Source organism: Singulisphaera sp. GP187, from assembly GCF_900129635.1.
Classification (GTDB): Bacteria; Planctomycetota; Planctomycetia; order Isosphaerales; family Isosphaeraceae; genus Singulisphaera.
Genome location: NZ_FSRB01000001.1, coordinates 5,278,662 through 5,301,561 on the forward strand (window position 1 = coordinate 5,278,662; position 22,900 = coordinate 5,301,561).

17 protein-coding genes and 1 pseudogene are annotated in these 22,900 nt (G+C 61.5%); 10 read left to right on the forward strand and 8 right to left on the reverse strand.

The genetic code is table 11. From position 1 onward, the window contains the following. Positions 1 to 30: 30 nt before the first annotated feature. From BUS42_RS20610 to BUS42_RS20655, 9 genes and pseudogenes are all read left to right on the forward strand, one after another. Positions 31 to 873 (forward strand): hypothetical protein, encoded by an 843-nt coding sequence (locus tag BUS42_RS20610; RefSeq protein WP_074309303.1) that lies wholly within the window; start codon positions 31 to 33, stop codon positions 871 to 873. A 14-nt stretch (positions 874 to 887) separates the two neighbouring features. After that, positions 888 to 1,367, forward strand: coding sequence for a hypothetical protein (locus BUS42_RS20615; protein WP_074309304.1), 480 nt, complete (start codon positions 888 to 890; stop codon positions 1,365 to 1,367). An 867-nt stretch (positions 1,368 to 2,234) separates the two neighbouring features. Next, positions 2,235 to 2,858 (forward strand): hypothetical protein, encoded by a 624-nt coding sequence (locus BUS42_RS20620; protein ID WP_074309306.1) that lies wholly within the window; start codon positions 2,235 to 2,237, stop codon positions 2,856 to 2,858. 238 nt (positions 2,859 to 3,096) lie between these two features. After that, the gene (locus BUS42_RS20625; RefSeq protein ID WP_074309308.1) at positions 3,097 to 3,483 is read left to right on the forward strand and encodes a hypothetical protein; all 387 of its coding nucleotides are present in this window, start codon (positions 3,097 to 3,099) and stop codon (positions 3,481 to 3,483) included. A gap of 11 nt (positions 3,484 to 3,494) precedes the next feature. Beyond that, entirely contained in the window at positions 3,495 to 3,797 is a 303-nt protein-coding gene (locus tag BUS42_RS20630) for a hypothetical protein (protein ID WP_074309310.1), read from the forward strand. 57 nt (positions 3,798 to 3,854) lie between these two features. Further along, positions 3,855 to 5,687, forward strand: a complete 1,833-nt coding sequence (locus BUS42_RS20635; protein ID WP_074309312.1) for a hypothetical protein — start codon at positions 3,855 to 3,857, stop codon at positions 5,685 to 5,687. Position 5,688: 1 nt separating this feature from the next. Beyond that, positions 5,689 to 9,171, forward strand: a complete 3,483-nt coding sequence (locus BUS42_RS20640; protein ID WP_074309314.1) for a hypothetical protein — start codon at positions 5,689 to 5,691, stop codon at positions 9,169 to 9,171. A gap of 233 nt (positions 9,172 to 9,404) precedes the next feature. Further along, the gene (locus BUS42_RS20645; protein WP_254053632.1) at positions 9,405 to 11,093 is read left to right on the forward strand and encodes a recombinase family protein; all 1,689 of its coding nucleotides are present in this window, start codon (positions 9,405 to 9,407) and stop codon (positions 11,091 to 11,093) included. After that, a pseudogene (locus BUS42_RS20655) lies at positions 11,000 to 11,326 on the forward strand (enterochelin esterase); the annotation flags it as partial. The gene BUS42_RS20645 and the pseudogene BUS42_RS20655, both read left to right, overlap by 94 nt. 138 nt (positions 11,327 to 11,464) lie before the next feature. Here the strand turns inward: BUS42_RS20655 and BUS42_RS20660 are convergent. From BUS42_RS20660 to BUS42_RS20680, 4 genes are all read right to left on the reverse strand, one after another. Further along, the gene (locus BUS42_RS20660) at positions 11,465 to 12,157 is read right to left on the reverse strand and encodes a hypothetical protein (protein WP_074309317.1); all 693 of its coding nucleotides are present in this window, start codon (positions 12,155 to 12,157) and stop codon (positions 11,465 to 11,467) included. A 246-nt stretch (positions 12,158 to 12,403) separates the two neighbouring features. Then, a complete protein-coding gene (locus BUS42_RS20665) occupies positions 12,404 to 12,964 on the reverse strand; it encodes a thioredoxin family protein (RefSeq protein ID WP_074309319.1) in 561 nt (186 codons plus the stop codon). A gap of 244 nt (positions 12,965 to 13,208) precedes the next feature. Continuing rightward, the gene (locus BUS42_RS20670; protein WP_254053633.1) at positions 13,209 to 13,760 is read right to left on the reverse strand and encodes a hypothetical protein; all 552 of its coding nucleotides are present in this window, start codon (positions 13,758 to 13,760) and stop codon (positions 13,209 to 13,211) included. A 684-nt stretch (positions 13,761 to 14,444) separates the two neighbouring features. Beyond that, positions 14,445 to 14,801, reverse strand: coding sequence for a hypothetical protein (locus BUS42_RS20680; protein ID WP_074309324.1), 357 nt, complete (start codon positions 14,799 to 14,801; stop codon positions 14,445 to 14,447). Positions 14,802 to 15,117: 316 nt separating this feature from the next. On the opposite strand from BUS42_RS20680, the gene BUS42_RS20685 reads away from it, so the two are divergent. Then, positions 15,118 to 16,515, forward strand: a complete 1,398-nt coding sequence (locus BUS42_RS20685; protein ID WP_074309326.1) for a DUF1501 domain-containing protein — start codon at positions 15,118 to 15,120, stop codon at positions 16,513 to 16,515. Positions 16,516 to 16,612: 97 nt separating this feature from the next. Here the strand turns inward: BUS42_RS20685 and BUS42_RS20690 are convergent, their stop codons facing one another. The 4 genes from BUS42_RS20690 to BUS42_RS20705 form a co-directional block, all read right to left on the reverse strand. Next, a complete protein-coding gene (locus BUS42_RS20690) occupies positions 16,613 to 16,984 on the reverse strand; it encodes a GxxExxY protein (protein WP_074309327.1) in 372 nt (123 codons plus the stop codon). Positions 16,985 to 17,096: 112 nt separating this feature from the next. Further along, entirely contained in the window at positions 17,097 to 19,289 is a 2,193-nt protein-coding gene (locus BUS42_RS20695) for an SWIM zinc finger family protein (protein WP_074309329.1), read from the reverse strand. Between the two features lie 203 nt (positions 19,290 to 19,492). Continuing rightward, positions 19,493 to 21,376 carry an ArnT family glycosyltransferase gene (locus tag BUS42_RS20700; protein WP_074309330.1) on the reverse strand — a complete coding sequence of 628 codons (1,884 nt, stop codon included), beginning with the start codon at positions 21,374 to 21,376 and terminating at the stop codon, positions 19,493 to 19,495. 520 nt (positions 21,377 to 21,896) lie between these two features. Beyond that, positions 21,897 to 22,892 (reverse strand): aminotransferase class IV, encoded by a 996-nt coding sequence (locus BUS42_RS20705; RefSeq protein WP_074309332.1) that lies wholly within the window; start codon positions 22,890 to 22,892, stop codon positions 21,897 to 21,899. Between the last annotated feature and the right edge of the window lie 8 nt (positions 22,893 to 22,900).

Below are 22,900 nucleotides of genomic sequence, written 5' to 3' on the forward strand. Positions count from 1 at the left end.
TTTTAAGGAACCCTTTTTGGAGGCGTACAAATGGCGTCAGACGAACTGGCCGCAGCAATTTCAATAGCCCAAATCGAAGCTGCTTCTCGGTATGCTGCGGCTTCTCAGGCGTCGACTACCGCCGCAAATGCGCAGGTCCAATCCTCTACTATACAAGCAACAGCACATACGACGGCGACGACAACCCAGGCGAACGCCCAGATCGAGTCGGCGACAACGCAGGCCCAAGCTCAAACTGATTCGGCTAAGTCGGTTGCTGACGCACAGAGGGATGTCGCAACCACGCACGCTCAAGCCCAAACCGAGGTTGCCAACACACAGGCGAACGCCCAAACCGAGGTTGCCAACACACAGGCGAGTGCCCAGACTGAGTCAGCTAATACTCAAGCTCAAGCAACCGTGGAAGCGGCCAACAGCCACGCTCAGGCGACTGTTAACGCGGCGACTGTTCAAGCGGCCTCAAATACTGCTGCCGCTGCGGAACAAGCGGCAGCCCATGTTGCTGCCGCGCAAGCGCAAGCTAATGCGACAACTGCTGCCGCGTCGACTCAAGCAGCGGCCCAAACCTCGGTCGCGTCCACTCAGGCTTCCGCTGCGACCACGTCGGCTCAGATCGATGCGGGCGCCCGAACATCGGTCGCGTCCACTTCGGCGAATGCGACGATTTCTGCGGCCAGCATCGACTCGACGGCTCGCGTATCGGTGTCCGCGAACGACCTGGCTGGTGTCAAGTATAAGGCAGACAGGGATCTTGAGGGCCTCAAGTTTCATGAGTCTGCTGAGTCCGCCCGGCTCGCGACCAGGTTAGCGTTCGCCGAGTCGAAGTTTCAGGCGGTTCTCCCATTGATCCAGAGCATTATTAACAGCGTCTAACGGAGGCGAGAGTCATGGCTGCCGGAGACGTTAAGTCGCAAGGGATCGGGTTCGCCGCAACCGTTGGTCCGGTTGCGAATACAGTGGCGGCGACACGCCTTCCTTTTATCTCGACAGGAGGCGTCCTTAGTCCCGCTCAAATCCAGGAGCAGGTCAACGCGGCGGCTGCCAAGGGTGATGCCCGTGTGGCCTCTGAGATTCGCAAGTTGACTGGCGACATGGCTGGCCGTGGGTTCTCGTCCAGTTCGCCGATTCTCGCGGCCCTTCGAGTAGGGCTTGCCGGCCAGAACTTGCGGGCCACGCTGACAGCCTCAAGCCAGATCAAGATCGAGGCTGCAAAGGTGAATGCCGAAGCCGTGTATCAGGGTCAAAAGGCGGTTTCGGAACAGTTTATTCAGCAGGAGCAGGTCTTAAACGACGTCGAGCGGAATAACGTGACCCGCCAGGTTGGTGTTCTTAATGCGGTCTTCTCGATGGTCGGATCAGCCCTGTAACGGAGCGCTTCGATGGACCCCTTCAAGCCTAAGGCTCAGTCAAACGTTGACCTGATTGCAAACGACGTGAAGTCGGTTATGCCTAATATCCCTTCGGTTCCTTCGAGGAACGGCGGCATGAATGCCGCGATCGGCGGGTTCTTCGGAGGAGGTCCGACTGCTTCCGCTCCCAAGGTTGGAATCCAGACTCCAGTTGCTTCGACTGCGCCCGGAAGCGCTCCCAACCTGTTCCGCTCTGGCCCGGCCGGACAGCCAGGAATCGGAAGCATGTTCTCTGCGGCAGGCTCCGCGATTGGGTCCGCAGTGACGGCTGGAGCAAACGCGGTCAAGAGTCTCACTATGCCTGGCTCTGTATCGGCCTCTCCACAGGCAAAGACGGAATCAAGCCCTAGTGGATCCCAACTCCCGGATTGGGCGAGAGCAGATGTGTCGCGGGGCGGCGGCGACCCAAGCAAGTTTGTCGTCGAAGGCGGTCAGCTTATGGGTGCTCGAACCCCGGCGCAACTCCGAGAGATCCAGAACACGCCCCCATTGCCTCCGGTTGGCGTTCGGCCTACGCAACCCGGCGACGGAACGCACGAAGGGGCACAACCGATTCGCGTCGAAGTCCCTGGATTTATGGGGGCTGGACAGCCGCAATCCGGGCAAAGCTCGATCGCCCCAAGCCCAACTTCAGCAACGTCCGCCCCGATCGGAGTCAACCCTTCGACAGCTACGTATCGCGGGGTCGGCAGTCCATCAATCAATACGCGACCAGGAGTTCAGCTTGATGGCCAGAGTCAACCTGGTGGCAACCGAGACTTGGCCAGGGAGACGCTTGTCGAAGGACTTCAGCATTATCGCAGATTAGCCAGGGACGCTAGAAATATGAACGGGAGAACCCTCATTGACGGGGTTCCCGCGAGCCAACTGGTTGGCAGTGACGCGGATTGGGCGAAAGCTCTTCAAGCTCATGACGAGAGTGTCGCTAAAGTCAATGCGACCGACCAAATCGGACAGCTTGATGCCCTTAACGCTGATCCGGACCGACTGAGGGCCTTGGCGGTTTTGAAAAAAATCGACCCTTCGGTGGTCGACGCGATGAACGGAGGCAATCAGGAAGCCAATCTTGAGCCTGGGGTACAGGACAACCTGTTTGATCGGGTAAATAGACTTGCGGCCACACCTGGAGTCCAAGACCCTAATCATCCTGCACGTGCCGATCTGCAAAACTGGATCAACGCCCACTACAGCAACAAGAACAACAACTGGAATGAGGATACTTATATCCCGCCCGATCCCAATTCTTTTGTGGCTCCTTCGTTCTTAACTCGGCCTGCTGGCTTGGTTGCGGCGATGACTCAGGGGTTGTTTGATGCGGCGGGAACCGGACATTCCGCTGGCACCGGATTCGGATGGCCGCAGCACTTCAACGACCGGACGGCCCAACAGGGGTTGCTGGAGCAGTTCGGAATCAAGCCACCGCCTGGTTTTGAGTACAGCGGATACTGATCCCTTTTTTTTGGTAGATAAGTGAGGAGTTGCAGTCATGTTCCCACCTCAGAAATCATCCGGACCTCCGAAGCCGAAAGGCCCCAGCGGGCCTCCTGACCCGTTCAGAGGCGGCGGCACCCCTCCTCCTGGCCCTCCCGGCATGGGCGGACCTCCAGGAATGGACCCCTTTGGGGGGATGGGAGGCCCACCTCCAACGGGAATGATGTCTCCGGGTGGCCCCAAGCCAGGGCAAGGCATGGACCCGCAAGCCGCCATGATGACCGGGCTCGGGCCTGATCCGTTCGCCCAGCCACCGCCTCAGGGGCCGCCGGTTGGACCTGAGGGTCTTCCGGTCGGCGGTTCGATGCCATCGATGGACGGCGATCCCTCGATGGGTGACAGCGGCCTCCTTCAAGCCCTGCACTCTGCTCTGTCTGGCGGTGGCGACCCCTACGGCGTGGCTCCCGGTGAGCCCGATCAAGGCTTCCAGGGCATGGGCACCGGCGACCCGAACATGGGTCTTCAGCAACTCCTCCAAATCCTCGCGCTCGGCCAGAACGGCGTGGGCGGTGGTCCTGGCGTCGGAAGTTCCGGGGTCGATCCCGACCCCTTCGGCGGCACGGGCATGATGGCTGGCCTTTAAGGACTCTCACGATGGCTCTCTCGTCACGACTCAGAAACCTGCTTGGCATCGCACTCGCGGATAAGGCTGGCGCGGTCGAACTGGTCACCGCGGTCGACGCAGCGGCGAATGGAACACCGACCGCGCCCTCCGCAGCGGTCGCCGCTATCACTGTGACCGCAACCACGGGGGTTCTGCCCACGGCGAATGGAACAGTAACGGTCGCCGACGCGGCTACTCCAACGGTGGTCGAGCTACTCGATTACTGCACTGAACTGAAGGCGAAGGTCGCCGCGATCAACGCCGTTCTGTTGGCTCAGGGTCTGACGCAGTGATTTGTCAGACTGACAAATGACAGGTTTCACACTGGAACATGATCGCGGGGCTATCCGATGAGCGACCTACTCAGCACGACACTCGGAGCCGTCGGAGCGGCTGGCGAGGCTCTAGATAAAGTGACAGGTGGCCGTGCCCTTCGTGGTGCGCTCGCCGGGAAGCCCCGCGAACTCATGTCGTTCGTGCCTTTTTCTGACTCAATGGGTCTGACAAACGAAAAAGATAAGACTACAGGTCGCGACCTCACGGACGCTTACGGGCTCACCCGTAAGGGAGACGATTCGTTAGGGTCGCACGCGGCCGGGTTTTTGGCTGACACGATCGCATCGCCGCTCAGCCTGGCGTCGGGTGTCGGGGCGTTCCGGGCTGCTCCTACGCTCGCCAAAGGGATAACCCAGGGAGCGAAAGCGGTTACAGGGCTCGACCTCTTAGATCACGTTGGAGCTGGCGCTAAAAAGCTCGGCTCATTCGTCGGAGACGAGGCTGGTTCCCTTCATGTTAACGACTCGCTATTGAAACACCTACCTTGGGCGGATCGAACCGACATTTCTGACGAGGTTCGCAACGCAGCGGCGTGGGCTGGGCCGCAGTATCCTGGAGGCAGGGATAAGCTTGCTGATGCGATCTCGGGACACAAAGACAATTGGCGGTGGATAGCGAGGAGCCTCGAAGATCATCCTGGGTTAGAGAAGATTGCCAACGAGATTCCTGAGGGTACGAAGTTTCTTGGAAACGGGGCCGAGGCGATTGCCTTAAAGTCGCCACAGGGTCACGTTATACGGGTTTCACCAAACGTCTCGGACTTCGGAAGCGCCGGCCGGGCGGACATCCAAGAGATCCTTCAGCCTTTCCGGTCTATCGAAATTCCCGGAGATTCCTCCAGGAACATACAGCCGTGGATCGTTGAGCATCTTCCTAGGGTGAATCCCGTAATGGAGGACGAGGATAAGGTTCGCGACCTACTCTATCGCCTCAATCAGTCCGGCAATCCCGCAGGATCGCTGAGTTTACGGAACCCAACCAGTCGTGCTCTTTATAGTCTAGAGAAGTCTGCTCTCGGGCTCGGGGATGATCTTGCCGCCTCGATCCGTAGGCAGCACTCGAACCTGAATCCGTGGGATTTTCACCGATACAACGTCGCGACCACCGCCGAGGGTAACGCTCTTGGGCACGACGGCGGCATGGTGAATTCGTTCGGACAGGGTGTGCCTCCTATTCGTCGCTATTCTCCATCGCCGGCAACGCCAGAAGCCTTGTCTGAGGCGGCAAGAATGGGTGGCACCGACGCTGTTCGCGAAGCGTTAGAGCGTGGGATCGCCACTGGATCGAAAGGCCAGGGTGTCGCGGCAGTCGGCAGCACGGATCTCGCTTCGATCTTCGCCGACCAGAAGATCCTTCGCGACTTTCTATCGACCTACGGGCACCTTCCCGATCAAGGTCCAACCCGATTGCCGGGCGTCAGCGGCTTCGTGAACGGCGGCAAGTTATCGTCGCAAGAGGTTCCTACTGCGTTCAGTATGATCGATGCCTTGAATCAATCGCACACCCCTGTAGGCGGCGGTTGGCCTTCGGTTTCCGATTTAGAACGCAGGTTGTCTGGTGGCATTGGCGCTAGCCATACGCCGATAGCTCATTCGCTGACCGGGCCTACCGCCAAACTGACGCCACCGCTCTCGTACGACCAGGCGAACGTCGACGATATTTTGGCCGCATTTAATGATGTAGGCCCGGCGCAATACGACCAGTTCGGGGCGAAGCTGCCGTTAGATTCTGGAAAACAAATCAATAACGATGACAGCTCTGGATCATCGCACTTGAACTCAAAGTTGTATGGTACAATTCTAGCAGCACTTATGGGGCGAAACATGCTCCCCGCCGAGGAGAGGTGAGATGGCTGGACTGGATCTCGACATCAACCCGTTCAGCGGCAGCGACCCATTTGGGCCGAATGAATTCGGCCTGAGTGGCAGGCGTGGCTCATCCTCTCAGGCGGCAGCCTATAGGCAGCCGCTTAAACCCGAGGAGTTCAAGTCGGTCGGCCAGAAAGCCCTGGACACCGGAGCCAGCGGGCTCTCGTATGTACTTGGCACGCTCGACAAGCCAGGGCAGGCGGTTCGTGGTGCTCTGGCTGGCAAGGGGGTTTCGGCGCTCAAGAACCTGATCCCGTTCTCGGACTCGCTCGGCATCACCGGCGAATCGGACAAGACGACGGGCCGCGACCTCACAAACTTGGCAGGGCTCACCAGCAAGAATGACAAGGGCTGGGGCGCGTGGGGGGCCGGATTGGCGGCGGACATCGCAACCGACCCGCTCACGTACATGACGTTTGGTGCGAAGAGTGCGATGACAGGGGCCGGAAAGGCGGTCCAGAAAACCGGAGCACTGAGGGGCTGGACGGGCCGGCAGATGCTCGAAGGTTTTCACGGCGTTGAGCCTACTTTAAAGGCGGCAGGCAGCACTGCATCTGACTTGCAGCACATGGGCGATCTCGGCCGGCGGCTCGCCAGCCAGGAGTCGGCTGACGCGGTGACGAAAGCGGGTCTTGGGTCACTCCAAGCGAATCAACCCCTCTCAGGACTCGTCCGCATCGGCGTTCCGTTTGGTCCCAGCACTGCGTTCGGGACTGGCAAGACCGCCCAAAATATCGCTGGTGCCCTCGATACGGCTGGCGATTACCTGAAGTTCGGGAACCCGGTCGGCCGTGCGGTTGGCTCGCTGTTCGATAGCACCCGTCATGGGGCGGTCGACAAGATCACCCAGAAGGGCGCGGCGAAGTACCTTGATCCTGCCCTGCAAACGCTGAAACAGCGTGGGCGTGACGAACGTTTCGGCCTGATCCGTGAGCTTGATCCGCTCGTGTCAGCAGGCGGTCACACGGAGCGGGCTATTAATGATGCCGCCAGGGCGGTCGCTGAAGAGGTTCCGCATAGCTTCGATCCGGCTTTAACTGCAGCCACCAAGACGGCTGCGGCGCATGTCCGCAGCGTCCACGGAACGCAACTCGCTGAGGCTCGTGCGGCTGGTGCCGGCCTCAAGGATGTTTCGGATGACTACGCGAAATACGTTCACCGTTCCGCGTTTCCCGAGAACCCGGCCAACCTCCAAGTCGGTGGCAACCCGAGCAATATGTTGCCCCTGACGAGCGGAGCAAATATCGGCCGCGACGAGATTTTTCGCGACATCCCTGGCGGAACTAACCGACTGAACGACTGGTTTGATCGCTTCGCGGGAGTCCCGAAACGGAAGGCGGCGACTGCCAACGCGATCAAAGTCGACATGATCGACGACCTGACCCGAGGCGGCGGACAGCTCACTCCTAATATCGAACAGCAGTTCGGAGACAAGGCCGCTGCGCTCGCCGAACGGCTTGCTGTCGCTAATCCCGCCTACCGATCACAATCTGCAACCGCGACCACTGACGCCATTCAGGGAAAGCCATTCTTCTCGCCTGACCTCACTTCCGACTTTACGCAGCGCGGCATGCAGCACGCGAACACGATCGCGAACGCGAAGGCTGCGACCGGCATATTGGCCGAGAACGCGAGACGGAAAACGGCCGGCGACTCCCTGGTTTCGCTCGACGTTCTGGCGCGAAAGCTTGGGCTCCGGACCACGCCAGCCGACAAGGTTGCGGGCACCCCGATAGAGGGGGCGCTTGTCAACCTGTTCCGGGGTTTGGCTCCGCATGGTGTCGGCAAGGTCGACCCGTACCTGATGGGCGGAACCCGAAAACTTCGTAAGCAGGTGGCCCAATTCGGGGTCACTCCGGAGCACGCCGAGCAGATCACAAAAGCCTACGGTAAGTGGACGGCCCCCGAGCAAATCAAGTCGTCGCTCGGCGCGTTTGATTCAGCAACGAACGCTTTCAAGGCCCTCGCCTACCCGATCTGGATCCCGGCTCACGTGCGGAACGCGATGACCGCCGCGACAAATAATGCACGCGAAGGCGTCGGAATCCCGCAGTACCTCCGTCAATTAAAAGTGATGACGGGACGAGGAAAAGCGGACCTGTCTGGCGTCCACCCGTCTCTCGCCGGCCTCGCTCCCGACCAGCAGATCGAGGCGATTCGCCGCATGCAGTACGGAAGCGGAAACATTTTTGGCGGGCACGGCATGAACGAGGAGATCGCCGGGAACGCCAAACAGGCGATCGATAGCGGCAAGCGATTCACTCCTAGCGTGCCCGGTTCTGATCGTGTCGGGGCGCACGGAAACCTTGCCGCCGATACCGCTGATCTCGTGATCAACCAAGGCTTGCTCGGCTCCTTGGGTGCCACGGGCCGAGCGATCGGCGGCTCCGTGAAGGGCTTACTTGACCCTAGCCGCAAGTGGGGCCAGTCATTCGCTGAGAACCTCGGAATCAAGGGGGTTGGCGGCGCGGCGGCGGACACACTCCCGGCAGTGAAGGCGGGCCGAATGGCAGGCACGAATATCGAGGACTTCTTCCGGGGTTCTCAGTGGCTCAAACAGGTCGAGGGCGGTGCCTCTCCTGAGTTCGCGGCTGACGCTGTCAACAAGCTTCACTTCGACTACGACGCCCTCACCGGCTTCGAGAAAAATGTGATGCGTCGAGCGATGCCGTTCTACACGTTTGCGCGACGAAATCTGCCCCTGCAGCTCGACACGGCAGTCCACACGCCCGGCGTCATCAACGCGCAGTACAAGCCATTCCGCCAGCCGACTCCGGGTGAAGAGCGGCCCTACGTCCCCGCGTACCTCGATAGCGGAGTCTCGATTCCGACCGGCCCTGAGGTGGATGGCAAGCGTCAATTTGTGAGCAAGTTGGGCCTGCCTGCTGAGGAGGCGTTCGAGAAGATCCACTTCAAGAACGGCCTACCAGACGTGAAGAGGACGGCTCTCGATTACATGGGCCAGTTGAACCCGCTGATCAAGGCTCCCTTGGAGCAGCTCTTCAATACGCAGTTCCACACCCAGCGTAAGTTGAGCGATTTGCAGGCTCCGCAGACGGCCAGCGCGATCGGCCGTTTGTTCGGCGACGACAACCCGCAGTTGCTCGGGCAGATCATGAGTAACTCGCCGTTAACCCGGTTCTTCACGTCCGCCGACAAGCTGACTGACCCCCGGAAGACCTGGGGCCAGAAGCTCATCAACCTAGGAACCGGCGTGCGAGTGACCGACGTTGACGTGGACAAACAGCGGGCGATTGACACCAGAAACGCCCTCAATGAGATCCTTGGCGAGCAGCCAAACCTGAGCCAGTATTCGAGCTTCTACGTCAAGCCTGAGGATCTCGACAAGCTCTCGCCCGAGGAGGTCGAACTAATGCGGGCCTATGCGACCCAGCAGGCTCAAGCCAAAGAATACGCGAAGCGGCAACGGGTCGGCATCCGACAAATTCGGTCTGGCGAATAATTGGTTTGCATTTCTGATTCTGTGACCTCGGCTCGTCTTGAAATTGCTACGGCTGAATTACCACATCAGAGGGGGCTATATGGCTAGGAAATCGTTACAATTGTGCGACGATCCAAAGGAATCAGTCGAGATCGTTTATACTCACGGCCCAGCCAACGCGACCAGACTTGCCTATTGGGAGGAGTTCTGGACGTTTTTTATGGCCGAAATACTCAGGGAAATGGAACGCCGCGATGCCAATCGGAAAAGCCACGTTCAAGCTAAAAGAAGCGATAGTGCCAACTAGGCGCGCAGTGATCTACACGCGGGTAAGCGACACAAACGAGGGAAATAATGGTGTTTCCCACGAGTTTCAAGAGACAGCATGCAGGTCAAGGGCAGCCGAACTAGGATACGAAGTTATCGAGGTGTTTCGGGATAACTTCAGCGGCAAATACCTGCACGAGAGGCCAGAGCTTTCCAGGCTCCGCGAACTCGTCCGACAGGGACATATCCAGGCAGTGTTCGTTTGGAAACTGGACCGGTTTAGTAGACGGCTCGCACAGCGAGTGATCTGCGTCCAAGAGCTAAGGGACCACGGATGCCAGTACATCAGTGCCACCGAGGAGATTAGCGATTCGCCCGAAGGGAGACTGCTTGAGTCGATCCTCGGCGCTATCGCTGAGTTCGAGGTCGAGAGGACGCTTGAGCGGTCTCAGGCCGGGATCGCTGTGCTCAAGGGTCGCTGTCTTCCGATCTGCCAGGGCAAAGCGCGATACGGATACCGGTACATTAAGGAGTCTCGGACCAGGGAAATAGTCGAAGATGAGGCGAAATGGGTTCGGAAAATCTTCGAGTGGTGTGTCGGCGGTGACAGCAGTATGGTGATCGCCGCCAGGCTTAATCGCTTCGGAGTCTTATGCCCAGCGGTTGGCCGTGGAGTCAAAACCAGAGGGGCATCTCCCCAGTGGCATTCGTCAACCATCCGGTCGATCTTAAAGGATGCCTCTTACGCCGGCGCGCCGATGGTCTCAGGCAAGAAGAGGTCAACGGCCGAGGTGTCCCGAAAGGGCCATAAGCGAACCGAAAAGACTAATCCAGCCGAATGGTGGAAAGCCAAAGATCCAACGCCGCCACTCGTCGACAAAGAGACGTTCGACCACGTACAAGAGGCCCTGCGGTCCCGCCGAAAAACTCGCGACGGCCGTACCGCCGAGTATCCGCACCTGCTACGAGGGATGGTGAAGTGCAAAATCTGCGGCCGTAGCATGTCACCCTGGAAGACTAAAAATCCGGCCGGAAAGACCTACTTCTATTTCTGTTGTGTCTCGCGGCAGATGGGATGCAATTGTGGAAACGCCGTCACGCCTATTGCGTGGCTCGACGAGCAAGTTTGGTCATCCGTCGTCAATCTCATGCGCGACAAAGACGCTATCGAGGCGAGATGCCGGGAGTTCATGAAAGAGAATAAGTGCGATGACCTAGAGAGAGACCAAGCCGCGCATCAGTCGAAGATTTCCGAGGCCCGCGAATCTATTCAGCGGCTAATCAGGATGCTCGGTTCCAGCGACGACCCGGAGATCCTGACACCTCTCCAGGGTAGGCTGGCAGAACTCCGCAGCAACATTGAAGCACACCAATCAGAAGTTCGGCATATCGAGTCAAAATTGTTCACCGTTAAGAATCAAGCTTATGCCCTGCAGCATTGGGCTGAGGCTTGTCAAGTCGGTGGCGAGATTATCGACGAGGAAAATGTGACATTTGATTATAAGAGGAAGCTTCTTAAAGCCCTTGACCTGCAAGTGTTTGCGGCAAAGAAGTCGATCCAGATGAGCCTAGGACTGCCGTTAGTTATACCGGATTCCTCTCCTGGGTTGGCAGCTTCACCAACATCGCCAGCGGCAAGACCGGACGTGAGGGGGGCCATAACTACGAGGCGATGATCCGCAAGACGGAGAAGAAGCCGATCCGCGTACTCCTTCAGGATGGCTCCAATGACCTGGATAACAACAACGGTAACTGGCCGCTCGCCAATCAGCAGATGGCCAAATCGTTGAAATTTGCTGGATATGATTACGAATTTGTCTATGGCCAGGGGTTTCACAGCAACAAGCATGGCCGGGCGATCTTGCCCGACTCGCTCCGCTGGCTCTGGCGTGGTTATGAACAAAAGTGAATTTGGATGCTTAAAGGGATGAGGTAAGCGAAGACCTCAAGTTGCAGACAGGGAGTTGCTCGCTCCCTGTCTTTCGAGGCAAACCCACGAAAGCTGACGTTGTTCAAGCGACTCGCCCATCAGGAACGACAACCCTGGTCAGCGAACCGTCGGCCTTGCGGGTACGGGCGGGCCGTAGAAACCCAGCAGGGGATCGGGAGACACGGTCGAATCGATCGTGGTGCCAGCGGGAGTATGGACGACACCGTAAGCGAATCGGCCCTTGATGCCCAAATACAGTGGTAGGTCCTTGACCGCCTCCTGAGTTTCGAGGGCCGTGACCAACGCTTTGACCATGCTCGCGCGGGCCGATTTGTCGATTTCCTTCAGGCTCGGGATCTTCGCCAAGACGAGCGTTCGCTGGTCCTTGACCACTGCGAAGACGTGCATCTTGTCATCGAGTGCCACGGGTTTCAACGCGTCGTACGCCGCAAGGGCAAGGTCACTGTCGCCGGTGAGTTTCGTCCGGTTCAGTGTTTTCTCGTCCTGGTCGAGCAGTGCCGATCGAGGGTCGAGCACCTTCTTGCTCCGCTGCACGTCGGCGGACACCGCGAGGATCGCGAGCAGGAGGATTGGGATCGCGAGAGCAAACAGGGGGATGAAGAAGAGTGACGGAGCCGGCGTCTTCAGCCCGCTCTCGGCGTTCAGCTTACCGCGCCCCAAGGCCATCCAGATCATTCCCAGCACCAGGAGCCCCGCCGAGAGCCAGCCCGATACTGCAAACACGAGGAAACCGACGACGATTCCCAAGAGCCCGATGAGGAGGCCCGACAGGTTGTAGATGATGATCATGACGCGCGCCGGCTCCTCAAAGTCATTTGTGACGATAGACCGGGGCGTATCATCTCATAACGCGATTAAAAGTGCAATTCTGGCCGAGGTCGGGCCTGTTCACGTTCTGACTCGCGCCAGCGAGAAGTCCCAAAGACAGGAAGCGATCCGCTCCCCGCTCGCCTTATGCCAGGCGAGCGAAAGAATTGGGGCGAACGCCCCAAGCCGCGGACAGGGAGTGGGCACACTCCTCGCTTGCCCGTTCGATCAGTCGTTGTACTTCTGGCGGAGCCGTGGGGAGAGGCGGAGGATGAGCTGGGCGCGCTCGAATTCGGCGAGCCACTCGGCGGTGACCGTGGCCGTGGCCTCGGCGGAGGGGGGGACGAGGCCCGTCGGGCAGGCGGGGCCGAGCTGGTCGATGGCGAGCCTGCGATAGGTCGAGAGGGTCCGCTCACCGTAGCGCGAGACCTCTTGCCCATCCTCGCTCAGGAAGACGACGACCGGGACCCGTTGGCCCCCGTTGATCGCCAACGCGTCGCGGACGTCGGTCAGCGCGTCGCGGTCGAGGAACCGCAACTCGAGCGCGGGGGAGACGCGGGCGAAGTGGTCGAATGCGGGGCACTGGTTGATGCAGTCGCCACACCAGGCACCGGCCAGGCAGAGGACCGGCATCCGTCGCACGAACCCCGTCAGCAATGCGGTTTGCTCGGCGGTCAGCGAGAACTGCGGGTGCATCGCGTTCCATCGCGACCGCTGCGCGGGGGTTGCGTACCGGTCGAGGAACTCGGTGTACGGCAAGGCCTCGGCGAAGATTTTCGACCAATCCATTTCGGAGGACCCTAAAGAAATTAAAAAATCAAGAAGACTACAATTTTCGGTTGATCGTGGTTCCATCCGGCGAACGGCTTGCCGGGAGGAATCGATGGATGGCTTGCATTGACGCGTTGAAGTCGAGTTGCTTCGACTCCGTCGCCTCATGAGCGCGGAGAATCGGTTGTCCGTCGGGTCCACGAGAGCCGGCAGGTGGGGAAGACGATCCGTCTCGTCCCCCTTATTATTGGGCGCGAACCTTTCAAATCCAGCCCAAGGCGGTCAGGGCGGCCAGGTGCTTGCAGCTTGCCCGGGTGTTTTCGTCGGCAATCCGATAGGTCCACTCTGCGCAGTCGCACTGGGTCGACCGGTCCTGGAGCCGGCAGGCGTAGTAGGGACCGTCGTCGAGCGGAGGGGTCAGCCGGGTGATCCGCCACTGGACCGGGGCGAGCTCGGTGCCCGCAACCCGCTGGACGCGATACGTTTGGCCGACGATTGGAATCAGGATCGCCAGTGGGGTGTCGCGGCCCTCGGCCCCCAACGTCAGGACGGTCAAGGGGGCCTCGCTCAGAGCCTCTTCAAGAGTCGCTTTGCCGAACTCGGCGCGGAGGCGGTCCCACGACCGCTTGGCCTCGTGCAACGCGTTCCGGAAATGCCAGGAGGTGGGATCGAACGGGCCGAGCGTGGTCTCGGCGGCCTCAAGGTCGGCGGTGGAGACATCCAGGATCATCCGCGCCCGCTGCGCCAGTTCGACCACACGGCGGAACGGGTCCGACGGGTCACGGTCGCGCAGCGATGTCGGCTTCCTTCCCAAGGGCGCGGGCATCGTCGGCCTGGGGCTGGGACGCGTTTTCGAGGATCAATGCGGCAAGTTGAGCGGACGAGTCAGTCCGTCTCCCCAACGCCCCTCAGGTGAACGTAACGCACCGGTTCGTCCACTCGCCCCGATCGGACGCGGGTGGCCTCAACCCGATAGGCGCGCCCCGCGAACGTCACCCTGTCCCCTTTCCCCCAACCCGAATGCGAGTTCGAGTTCGAGCGAGAGACCCCCACCAGGCAAACCTCGCGTACCGAGGGCCTGGTCGCGCACCGCTCTGTCCGGACCTCATCCACCAGGATCGCCATCGCCGGTCCCCTCCGTGTCTGACTTGCGAAGGGCCCCCCGCGCCCGCCGATCCGTCCGCCGGCGCGGAAAAGAACCTCCCCAGGAGTGTCTTTGCTCAGGACCTTTACGTTCACAAGTGTACTGAACACCAGGCGAGGAGACAAGAGACCAGTGGGGGTGGACCGAGTCAGAGATGGCCTATCCTAGCAACGGTCTTCCCTGGGACCGCGGGCGTCCCGCCCGCTTTTGCATTGCCTTTGGCTTCCCTGGGACCGCGGGCGTCCCGCCCGCTCTTCCATTGAGTTTCAGCTCAGGTCGATGAGATGGGAGGCCCGCTCTTGCTGAGTGGGGGCCTCCTCAATAACGTCGCGATCGGTGCGATGCTCTCGAGCGTCAGTCGCTCTTCTTCTTCACCGAGACCGTGATCTTCGATGCGACCGCTTTGTCGTGGTTGACGACCACATTGATCCCCTTGCGTCCCTTTTCCTGAGCCTTGGCGACGTTCTTGGTGACCTTTTCGAGGTCGATGGGGTTGGCCGCGCCCTTGGCGTTCACGAATTCCGTGTCCCCCTTGACGGTCACCTCAACCTCTTTGTCGCTCCCCTTCTCGACGACGGTGACCTTTTTGCCTTCGACGTCGACCTTGGTGAGCACCCCGAACAGCTCATCGGCAATCGCCGACCCGGCGACCAAACCGAGAGCCACAACGCCGGAGAGAACTGCCAACAGAAATGTGCGCCGGTTGTTCATGGGAAACGTGTCCTTTGGGGGAAAAGTCCGAGGAAATCGACGGTGAGACAACCCACAATGGATTATTCTCGATCAAATCGATCGAGATGATGACTTGAGGGTGAATCGTTGTCAACCCAGTCCTAAGGAAATCCCCCGATCGTGGCCGCTTATCGTGAGTGGAGCACGACTTCTGCCCCGATTTTTTGCGTCATCGTTCAGGTCCAGGGGGGCGGTCGGCAACCGGCTGGCCAATTGATGGATGTTGGTGTAACATTTGGTGGATGAGCACGACGGCACCGACCGACCGAGCGACCGAACGGAGGGGGCTATGAGTATGGGGAATGGACGACGCCATCAGCATGCGGTCGGTTTGACCCGTCGTGAGTTGATCCAGGTCGGGTATTCAGGGCTGCTCGGCTTCGGCCTGCCATCGCTCTGGTCGCGGGCGAGTCAGGGGGCGCCGGCGGGCGGTGGCGGTGGTCCTCGGGCCAAGTCAGTACTCTTGATCTTTCAGACCGGCGCTCCGAGCCAGATTGACACGTTCGACCCCAAGCCCGAGGCCCCCGAGGAGATCCGGGGGACGTTCCAGCCGATCGCGACCAAGACCCCTGGTATCCAGATCTGCGAGCATTTGCCCGGTCTGGCCGCGCGTGCCGACAAGTTCGCAATCGTGCGTTCGATGACCCACGGCTTGCCGAGCCACGAGCATGCGACCCACATGATGCTCACCGGGATCGACAAGATGCCGCCGGGGGCCACGCACATGGCGTCACGGTCGGACTGGCCCAGTTACGCCTCGGGGCTCGACTTCGTTCGTCCTCGCCAGGACGGCATCCCCAACGGCATCATGCTGCCGACTTACCTCAACAACGGCTACGGCTTCTCAGGGCAGAATGCGGGTGTGCTCGGCCCGAAGTTCGACCCTTGGCACATCAAGCAAGACCCGAACGACCCCAAGTTCCGCGTTGAGGAGTTTGCGCTCCCGGTCGGCCTGACCGCTCAGAAGCTTGACAATCGCCGTTCCTTGATGGCGGAGATCGACGGGCAAGCCGAAGCCCTGTCGACGGTGGGCCGGGGCGGCTGGTCGGGGCTCCAGGACAAGGCGTTCTCGCTCTTGACCTCGGGCAAGGTGAAGCAGGCCTTCGAGATCGACCGCGAAGATCCGAAGACGCGCGATCGCTATGGCCACCACATGTTCGGCCAATCGCTGCTCCTGGCCCGCCGCTTGATCGGCGCCGGGGTGCCGATTGTGCAGGCGAACATGGGGCATATGAACAATTGGGACACCCACGCCGATAACTGCAACCAGCTCAAGACGAGGCTCTTGCCGCCGCTCGATCAGGCGGTCTCGGCCTTGCTCGACGACCTCGAGGCGCGGGGGATGCTCGACGAGACGCTGGTGATCATGGTCGGTGAATTCGGCCGGACCCCTCGAATTGGCCAGGACAGCCAGGGGTTGCCCCAGCACAAGACGGGCCGCGACCACTGGGCCGGCGTTTTCTCCGCCTTGTTCGCTGGCGGAGGCGTCGTGGGTGGCCAGGTCATCGGCCGCTCCGACAAGATGGGTGCCTACCCCGCCTCGAAGGGATTCCTCCCGTCGGATCTGGGTGCGACGATCTACCAGGCCCTGGGCGTCGACCACGAAAGCATCGTGACCGACCAGTTGGCTCGACCGCTTCAGCTCAACCGCGGCCAGGTGATCGCCCCCTTGTTCTCGGCGGCGAGCGTCTGAGAGTTCTTGGCTCTTCCGCGTGGTGGCGGGTGGAGGGCATGGGAGGATGAACCACGGAGACACGGAGGCACAGGGAAGAGAGGGGGGAAGAGTTGATTTAGAGGATCATTCGTTTGATTCCCTCCTTCAAGACGGGGACGTTGAAGTTCAGGAGGAGGCCGAGGCGGATCTTGCTGAGTTTCAGGTACGTCAAGAGTTGAGCCTCGTGGATCGGGGCCAGTCTTTCGACGGTTTTCAGCTCGATGACGAGGCATTTCGGGATGACGATATCCATGATGTAACCACAATCAAGCGGGACGTCCTTGTAATGGACAGGGAGCTTCTGCTGCCTCTGAAACAAGATGTTGTTTTGCCGCAATTCATAACACAAACATTCTTCGTACGCCGACTCCAGCAATCCCGGCCCGAGCACCCGATGAACCTCAATTGCCGATCCGATCACCCGACCCGTTAAATCTTGATCATTCATGACTTTCCCCTCTCCCCTCCCCCCTCTCCCCTCTTCTCTGTGCCTTCGTGTCTCAGTGGTTTATCCTATTCTTTTCGGCACCAGGATCGACTTGTCGATCCTCGCGGTGGGTTTACTTCCGCTTTGGCCGAATCGACTGAGCGATCGTTCGGCCATCGAGTCGGTCGAGAAGCTCCATGAAGCGCGGGCGATTCCGATACTGTTCTCGGATCGAGGCGATTTGGGCGGTCCATTCGCTTTTGCGGCCGAGGGCCTCGTAAATCGGACGGAGCTTCTTTAAATAGCCGACGACCGTCTCGTAGGCGGATTGCTGAGCATTGGGGAGCTGGACCTTGATGGCGGCCTGGTAGATCTCGATCGATCGTTCTGGGTGGGTGGCCGCCACTGCGGCCGCGACGCGATCGGCGTAGGTTAAGGTACGGATGTAAAGCCCGGGCTGTTGCGGTTCGGAACGCATTTTGTCGAACCAGCGGAGCACCTCCTCCGGCCGTTTGGCGGCGATGGCCATCTCCAGCAGGACCTCGAGGCGGGGACGCGGTGCCGAGTCGTGCCGCCCCGGCCGGTTCAAGCGAGGGATGAGGTACTCAGGCATCGGCAGCGGCCATGCGGGGTCGAGCTTCAGGCGACCGGGCGCGGCGGCTTTCGGTTCCGGGGATAATGCGGGCGGCCGGCTCTTGGTCTTGGCGGATTGCGACTTGGGGGTTGGGGGCGTGATTTTCGCCGGTGGTGGGAAGATCATCTGAAATGGCAAGACCCCGGTCTCCAGGAAGCGCAAGGCCGTTGCACGGACGGACTCCTTGGCCTTGGCCTTTGACGCGGCCTTCACCAGTTCGTCGAATTTGGCCGGGCTGGGGGCCTCGAAGAAGGATCGGGCCGCGTGCGCGGCGACCAGATCCCACTGCTTGCGCGTTCGGGCCAGCTCGCAGAGGCTCGCGGCGAGATGTTTGGCGGTCCCCGGATACTTGTCGCGCGTCGCGGCGATCCCTGTTTTCGCCCAACGTTCGGCGTCCACGAAGCAACGCGTCTCCAGCAGGTAATCGACGAGCCGTCTGTAACTCCCCGTCACCTCGGCTTCGGATTCGTAGAGTGTCCGCACGTCCCCGTCGCGGCCCGCTTCACGGAGTGCCCTGGCAATCCAGTCGGTGACCCGGTCACGCTGGTATTGGCTTGAAAATTTGTCATCTTCTGCATTCATTCCGTCCTTTCGCTTGGCCAAGGTATCGGCCACCACCGACCAGTCCTCGGGCTTCGCGGACCCGTTGAGGATTGCGTCAGTCGTATCGTCGAGAGCGTCATATTTGTCCTGAAGCTCGGCGTCAATCGCGAACAGGATCCGTTCCGGCCCGGACAAGCTCGAGCAGGCCAACGCCTGAAAGACGATCGGGAGACATCTGGCGAACGCAATCGCCGTCTCGCCCTCGTCGTCAGATTCACCGACCAGTTGTAATCCTTGCTCAATCAACTCCCGCCCCAGCGACACAATCGCATCGGCATGACCGAGCTCGAGGAGGCGCTCAAACCGGTGCTGGATGCGGCTGAAGTCCGGGACCTGCTCTTCACCATTCCAACGGTTCCGCCAGGCCGGCTCCGATGTCACCTGCTGGATTTCGTGTCGGGCCTCCTCGAGCAATTGCTCGACGTCCCCTTCCTGGAGCGCAATCCGCTCGCGGAACTCCTGGTAGATCTCGGGAAAGCGGCGCGTCAGGGACCAGACGAGGTCGGCCAACTCACTCCTCGACTTCGCGCGGAGATGCTGTTCGATCTTGTCGTCCCAGCTTGCCGCGGTGCCGTCTCGTCGCGCCGGCCGCTTGGCGCTGGGGATTTTCTTGATTGGGAATTCCTCGTCATCCTCGTCCTCCCAATCCTCGTCGTCGTCTTCCTCGTCCGCGTAGTCGGCTTCGTCCAGCGTGACCCAGCGTGGATCATCCTCGGTGGCGATCGAGAGTTCGCGCCCGTTGGCGACGGCTTGCAGGTATTCGGCCACGGTGGCGACGGCATGCTTGCAACTGATGCCTACGGGACAGCTACAGGATGATGCGAGGGTCGGGTGTTTCCGTTTCGGACTGAGCGTCAGCTCGACCGTGGTTGCGTAGCGATTGCCGCCCACGACCGTCGCCAACAGGTCTCCATCACTTGTGATCTTCAAATCTTTGACTTGTCCGCCGCGCTGATACGACCGCCCGCGGGTGACGGTTGGGCTTCCGGCCCAACGCTCGAGGTCGTCCCAGGTCAGTTTGGCCCATTTGGCCGCAAAGGAGTGGGCCTTTTTTTCCAGATCATCTTCCCGGGATTTGGATCTTGCCACACGATCCTCCTTGGGCGCAACAACCCCTTAGGTTTGCCGAGGGCGCATCACCGGACGGGGGGACTCGTCGGTTCTCAGTGCAGACCCTGAGGCCGATTCATTGGCCTTGATTGGGAATCGTCTATCGTCCGATTCCACGGAGACCCATTCAAGTCCATTTCGACGATCGCGGCCCGCCTGCGCACTCCTCGCGGTGGTGGTGGTTACTGCCGGGCGCGTTTCTCGGTAATCACGCTGGCGGTGGCAAAGGCGTCGAGGACGCCGGAACGGCCGGGGTGGATGGCTTCGAGGCCGAGGCGAGATCGGACGGCATTGGAGAGGAGCTGGCCGGTGCCGGCCAGGATGATCAGACGCTGGCCTTTGGGCAAGGCGAGGAGTTCGTCGGTGGTGGTCAGGTCGAGCTGGTTGAGGTGGGGGAGCGCGGAGCGGAGGATGAAGCGAAGTCGGCCGCCGGGGGCGGAGCCTTCTTCGGACTGGCGGTTGGGGTCGGGGCTGACCACGGCCACGAGGTCGAACGGTTGTTCGCGGTTGCGGCGGAGGATCATGGCGCGGAGCATTAAGAGGTCGTCGGTCTCCTTGTGGTGGAAGCAGACTTCCTTGATCCCGCCCGCGGCGGTCACGATCAGGACGGTGGCGAGGAACCCGCCAAGGACCTGGCGCTGGCGGTCGTCGCGGCGCCTGGCCCAGCGGTCGAGGCCTCGTGTGATCACGACGGCGATCACCAGCAGGTCGAGTGCCAGGTGCAGGCCGAGGGCGGTGGCGGCGTCGGCTCGGGCGTGGGCGAGGTCGTCCATCGCCCCCCGGAGGTTGGCGCTGGCCCACCAGGCGATCGAGACGGCCGTGGCGGGGGCGAGCCAGGTCAGGGTCCGGATCGGGATTTGCCGGTTGGCCAGGTCGGTGATCGCTCGCGCGGCCAGCAAGTTCAAAGGGGCGAGCAGGAAGAGGCCGAGCGCGGGGCGGGGCCCGCTCGGCAAGAGGGTGGGCACCAGCGCGGCCACGGCGAGCCAGAGCACCCAGAACACCCCACCGATGACTTGCTGGTCGTCGTTTTCGTCGGTCAGGCCCTGGCGGATCATCCGGACCGTGGCGTAGATCCCGAGCGGCAGAGTGGCGGGGGCCAGGTCGATCAGGCGGCCCAGGAGGCTCGGGCTCCCCTGGCCCGGCGGGCCGAGCGGAGCCAACGCCGCGGCGATGATCTGGGAGCCGTAGGTGGCGTACATCCGGATGTTCCAGGGAGCCGCCAGCGCCAGCCCGATCGCCAGGGCCACTGCGCTGGCAACCAGGCTCGGGTTGTGGCGCCACGACAGCCACCAACGCCCCGACGCCCGCCCGCCCGGGGGCGGCCCGGTGTGGAGATAGGCCTGGTGCAGCAGGATGACCGGAATGCTGATCAGGCCGAGCCCGCCGAGCGACATCAGGGCCAGGCCCAGGGCCAGGCCCCCCAGAATCGTCGCGGATGCCGTGCCCGACCATCCCCAGAGGGGCGCGGACTCTGCCCCGGCCCGGAGATGCCAGCCGTAGCAGAGCAAGGCCGCCAACGTGCCCGCCAGCCCCAGGGTGGTCGGGGTCGCCTCCTGCATCTGGATCAGCAGGTTTCGGTTGAACCCCATCAAGATCGCCGCGATCAGGCCCAGGCCGGGCCCATGCCAGAGCCGGCCGTGGAGGTAGATCAAGACGACGACGAGGATCCCTCCCACATAGCTGGGCAGCACGGTGGCACGCGGATCTCGGTCGGGGCTCAGCGCCAGGCCGACCGCTTCGAGCCAGGCGTACAAGGGGGGCTGGAGAGCCACCGCTCGGAACGCACGGGCCTCGTGCACCGGCTTCACGTCCGCGATCGCCGGAACCTGGTCGACGACCATGCCGTCGAGCACCGCCAGTCCGCGCAGGCCCCACCAGGGGCCGGGAGGGTTGAGGTCCCAGCTATTGAGTGCGTAGAGGCCCGGGAGGACCGCCACCAGCACGACCAAAGGAAAGAACATCGCTGACCGAGGTGCGGGGCGCACCAGGGGGCGCGCCGAGGTGATCGGCACTTCGGCCCGACCCCGGATCTCACCTTTCGGCCGCGTTGCCAGCCTTGGCATCATGCGACGACCCACCTTCTCAAAAACAACTCCCTACTGCCTGATAACTCCACGGATGTGGCGCACCTTACCACAATCGCGTGAAACGCGGGAGAGAGTTTCTTGGCGGCTGGGCACGCCCCCCCACTCACTCAATCGTCGCAGGATCCTTCCGGGGACGCCGCACCATCCGGTCGAATGCGGGTCAGCCTTGCGAGGATCGAGCTTCCGGCGCGCCTCGTCGAGATCTCTCCGGGGGAGATACGCCGGGTCCAGGGATCGGGTCGCCGATCGAAACATCGAAGGTCCGGCACTGAAAGTCGCCCTTGATCGCGGGATCGGCCTCAAAGGGGTGGGAAAGGGGGCGGTCACCCGATCCCACTCGGTCTGCTCATGGTCGGCGGTTCCTTGATCGACGCCGGTCATGAGGTGAGGTTGCTGGATTCCGAATGCCGCCGCTTAAGCCTGAGTGCCAACGTGGGCGAGGTCCGACGGTGGCGACCGGACGTGGTGATGACCGGTCACGCCGAATTGGACCGGTACCTCAGCGCGGGGCGGTCCCCCGCTCTCGGAGTCGGTATTCGCCCGCGGCCGCAGTCGGGGGCTGCAACCAACGCATCAGACCCAGCGTCTCCTCGCCGATCGACAAGGAATATCCGTCGATCTGCGTGACCGGCACGATGCCCACATTGCTGTTGGTGACGAATGCCTCCCGGGCCTCGCCCAGCCTCGCAAGTGGGATCACCTGCTCGTGGATCGGCACGGGCGAGTTCGTCAGCAGGTAATGCCGGACCGTGCCGGGCAGCATTCCACCGTCCGCCGTCGGCGTCGACCAGCCATCGCTCGTGCGAATGAAAATGTTTGCGTGAGAAGCTTCCAGCAGGTTCCCGTCCGCGTCGATCAGCAGGGCGCTGTCGAACCCGTCCTGCGCCGCCTGTTGGCCGATGCGCAGCCGTGTGGCGTACTGGAACGTCTTCAAGGTCAGGTAGGCTTGGCCCTTGCTGACCGGGCTCGGGCGGGTTCGCAGCCGGATCGACGAGGGTGGGTACGGCATCGGCGCGGCGCTCATCCAGACCAGACCCGGCGCACCGGACCGGCCGGCGCTCACGTTGAGCCGCACGGTCACGTCCTGGGACGTCAGGGAGCGGACGTACGCGGCGACCTGCTCGCGGTCGGGCAGTCGCTCCGGCGTCACCTGGATGCCCAGCACTTCGGCCGTGCTCCGGATCCGATCGAGGTGCAGCGGCCAAAGCCAAGGGGCGCCACCGACCGTCCGGGTGGATTCCCACGCCCCTCGGCCGAAGAGGAGCCCCTCGTCCGAGGGGTCGATGTAGAACCGATCGAGCGGCACGACCCGGCCGTCGACCCAGAGCAGGGACACGACACGGGCGAGCTCCTGGACGATCCGGGGCGGCAGCTCGTCGGGCAGGTTGATTCCCCGGTCCCGCAGCACGCCGACCGGGTCATGCACCAGGCGGCGCTCGAGGCCCGACCCGGCCGATGACGGGTCGCCGGCGCGGGTCAGTTCTTGATCTAACATTGGTGATG

Excerpts from the sequence above, each read along its gene's own strand:
- BUS42_RS20610 (WP_074309303.1), top strand. The coding sequence starts at position 31 with ATGGCGTCAGACGAACTGGCCGCAGCAATTTCAATAGCCCAAATCGAA.
- BUS42_RS20615 (WP_074309304.1), top strand. The coding sequence starts at position 888 with ATGGCTGCCGGAGACGTTAAGTCGCAAGGGATCGGGTTCGCCGCAACC.
- BUS42_RS20620 (WP_074309306.1), top strand. The coding sequence starts at position 2,235 with ATGAACGGGAGAACCCTCATTGACGGGGTTCCCGCGAGCCAACTGGTT.
- BUS42_RS20625 (WP_074309308.1), top strand. The coding sequence starts at position 3,097 with ATGGACCCGCAAGCCGCCATGATGACCGGGCTCGGGCCTGATCCGTTC.
- BUS42_RS20630 (WP_074309310.1), top strand. The coding sequence starts at position 3,495 with ATGGCTCTCTCGTCACGACTCAGAAACCTGCTTGGCATCGCACTCGCG.
- BUS42_RS20635 (WP_074309312.1), top strand. The coding sequence starts at position 3,855 with ATGAGCGACCTACTCAGCACGACACTCGGAGCCGTCGGAGCGGCTGGC.
- BUS42_RS20640 (WP_074309314.1), top strand. The coding sequence starts at position 5,689 with ATGGCTGGACTGGATCTCGACATCAACCCGTTCAGCGGCAGCGACCCA.
- BUS42_RS20645 (WP_254053632.1), top strand. The coding sequence starts at position 9,405 with ATGCCAATCGGAAAAGCCACGTTCAAGCTAAAAGAAGCGATAGTGCCA.
- BUS42_RS20660 (WP_074309317.1), bottom strand. The coding sequence starts at position 12,157 with ATGATCATCATCTACAACCTGTCGGGCCTCCTCATCGGGCTCTTGGGA.
- BUS42_RS20665 (WP_074309319.1), bottom strand. The coding sequence starts at position 12,964 with ATGGATTGGTCGAAAATCTTCGCCGAGGCCTTGCCGTACACCGAGTTC.
- BUS42_RS20680 (WP_074309324.1), bottom strand. The coding sequence starts at position 14,801 with ATGAACAACCGGCGCACATTTCTGTTGGCAGTTCTCTCCGGCGTTGTG.
- BUS42_RS20685 (WP_074309326.1), top strand. The coding sequence starts at position 15,118 with ATGGGGAATGGACGACGCCATCAGCATGCGGTCGGTTTGACCCGTCGT.
- BUS42_RS20690 (WP_074309327.1), bottom strand. The coding sequence starts at position 16,984 with ATGAATGATCAAGATTTAACGGGTCGGGTGATCGGATCGGCAATTGAG.
- BUS42_RS20700 (WP_074309330.1), bottom strand. The coding sequence starts at position 21,376 with ATGATGCCAAGGCTGGCAACGCGGCCGAAAGGTGAGATCCGGGGTCGG.
- BUS42_RS20705 (WP_074309332.1), bottom strand. The coding sequence starts at position 22,892 with ATGTTAGATCAAGAACTGACCCGCGCCGGCGACCCGTCATCGGCCGGG.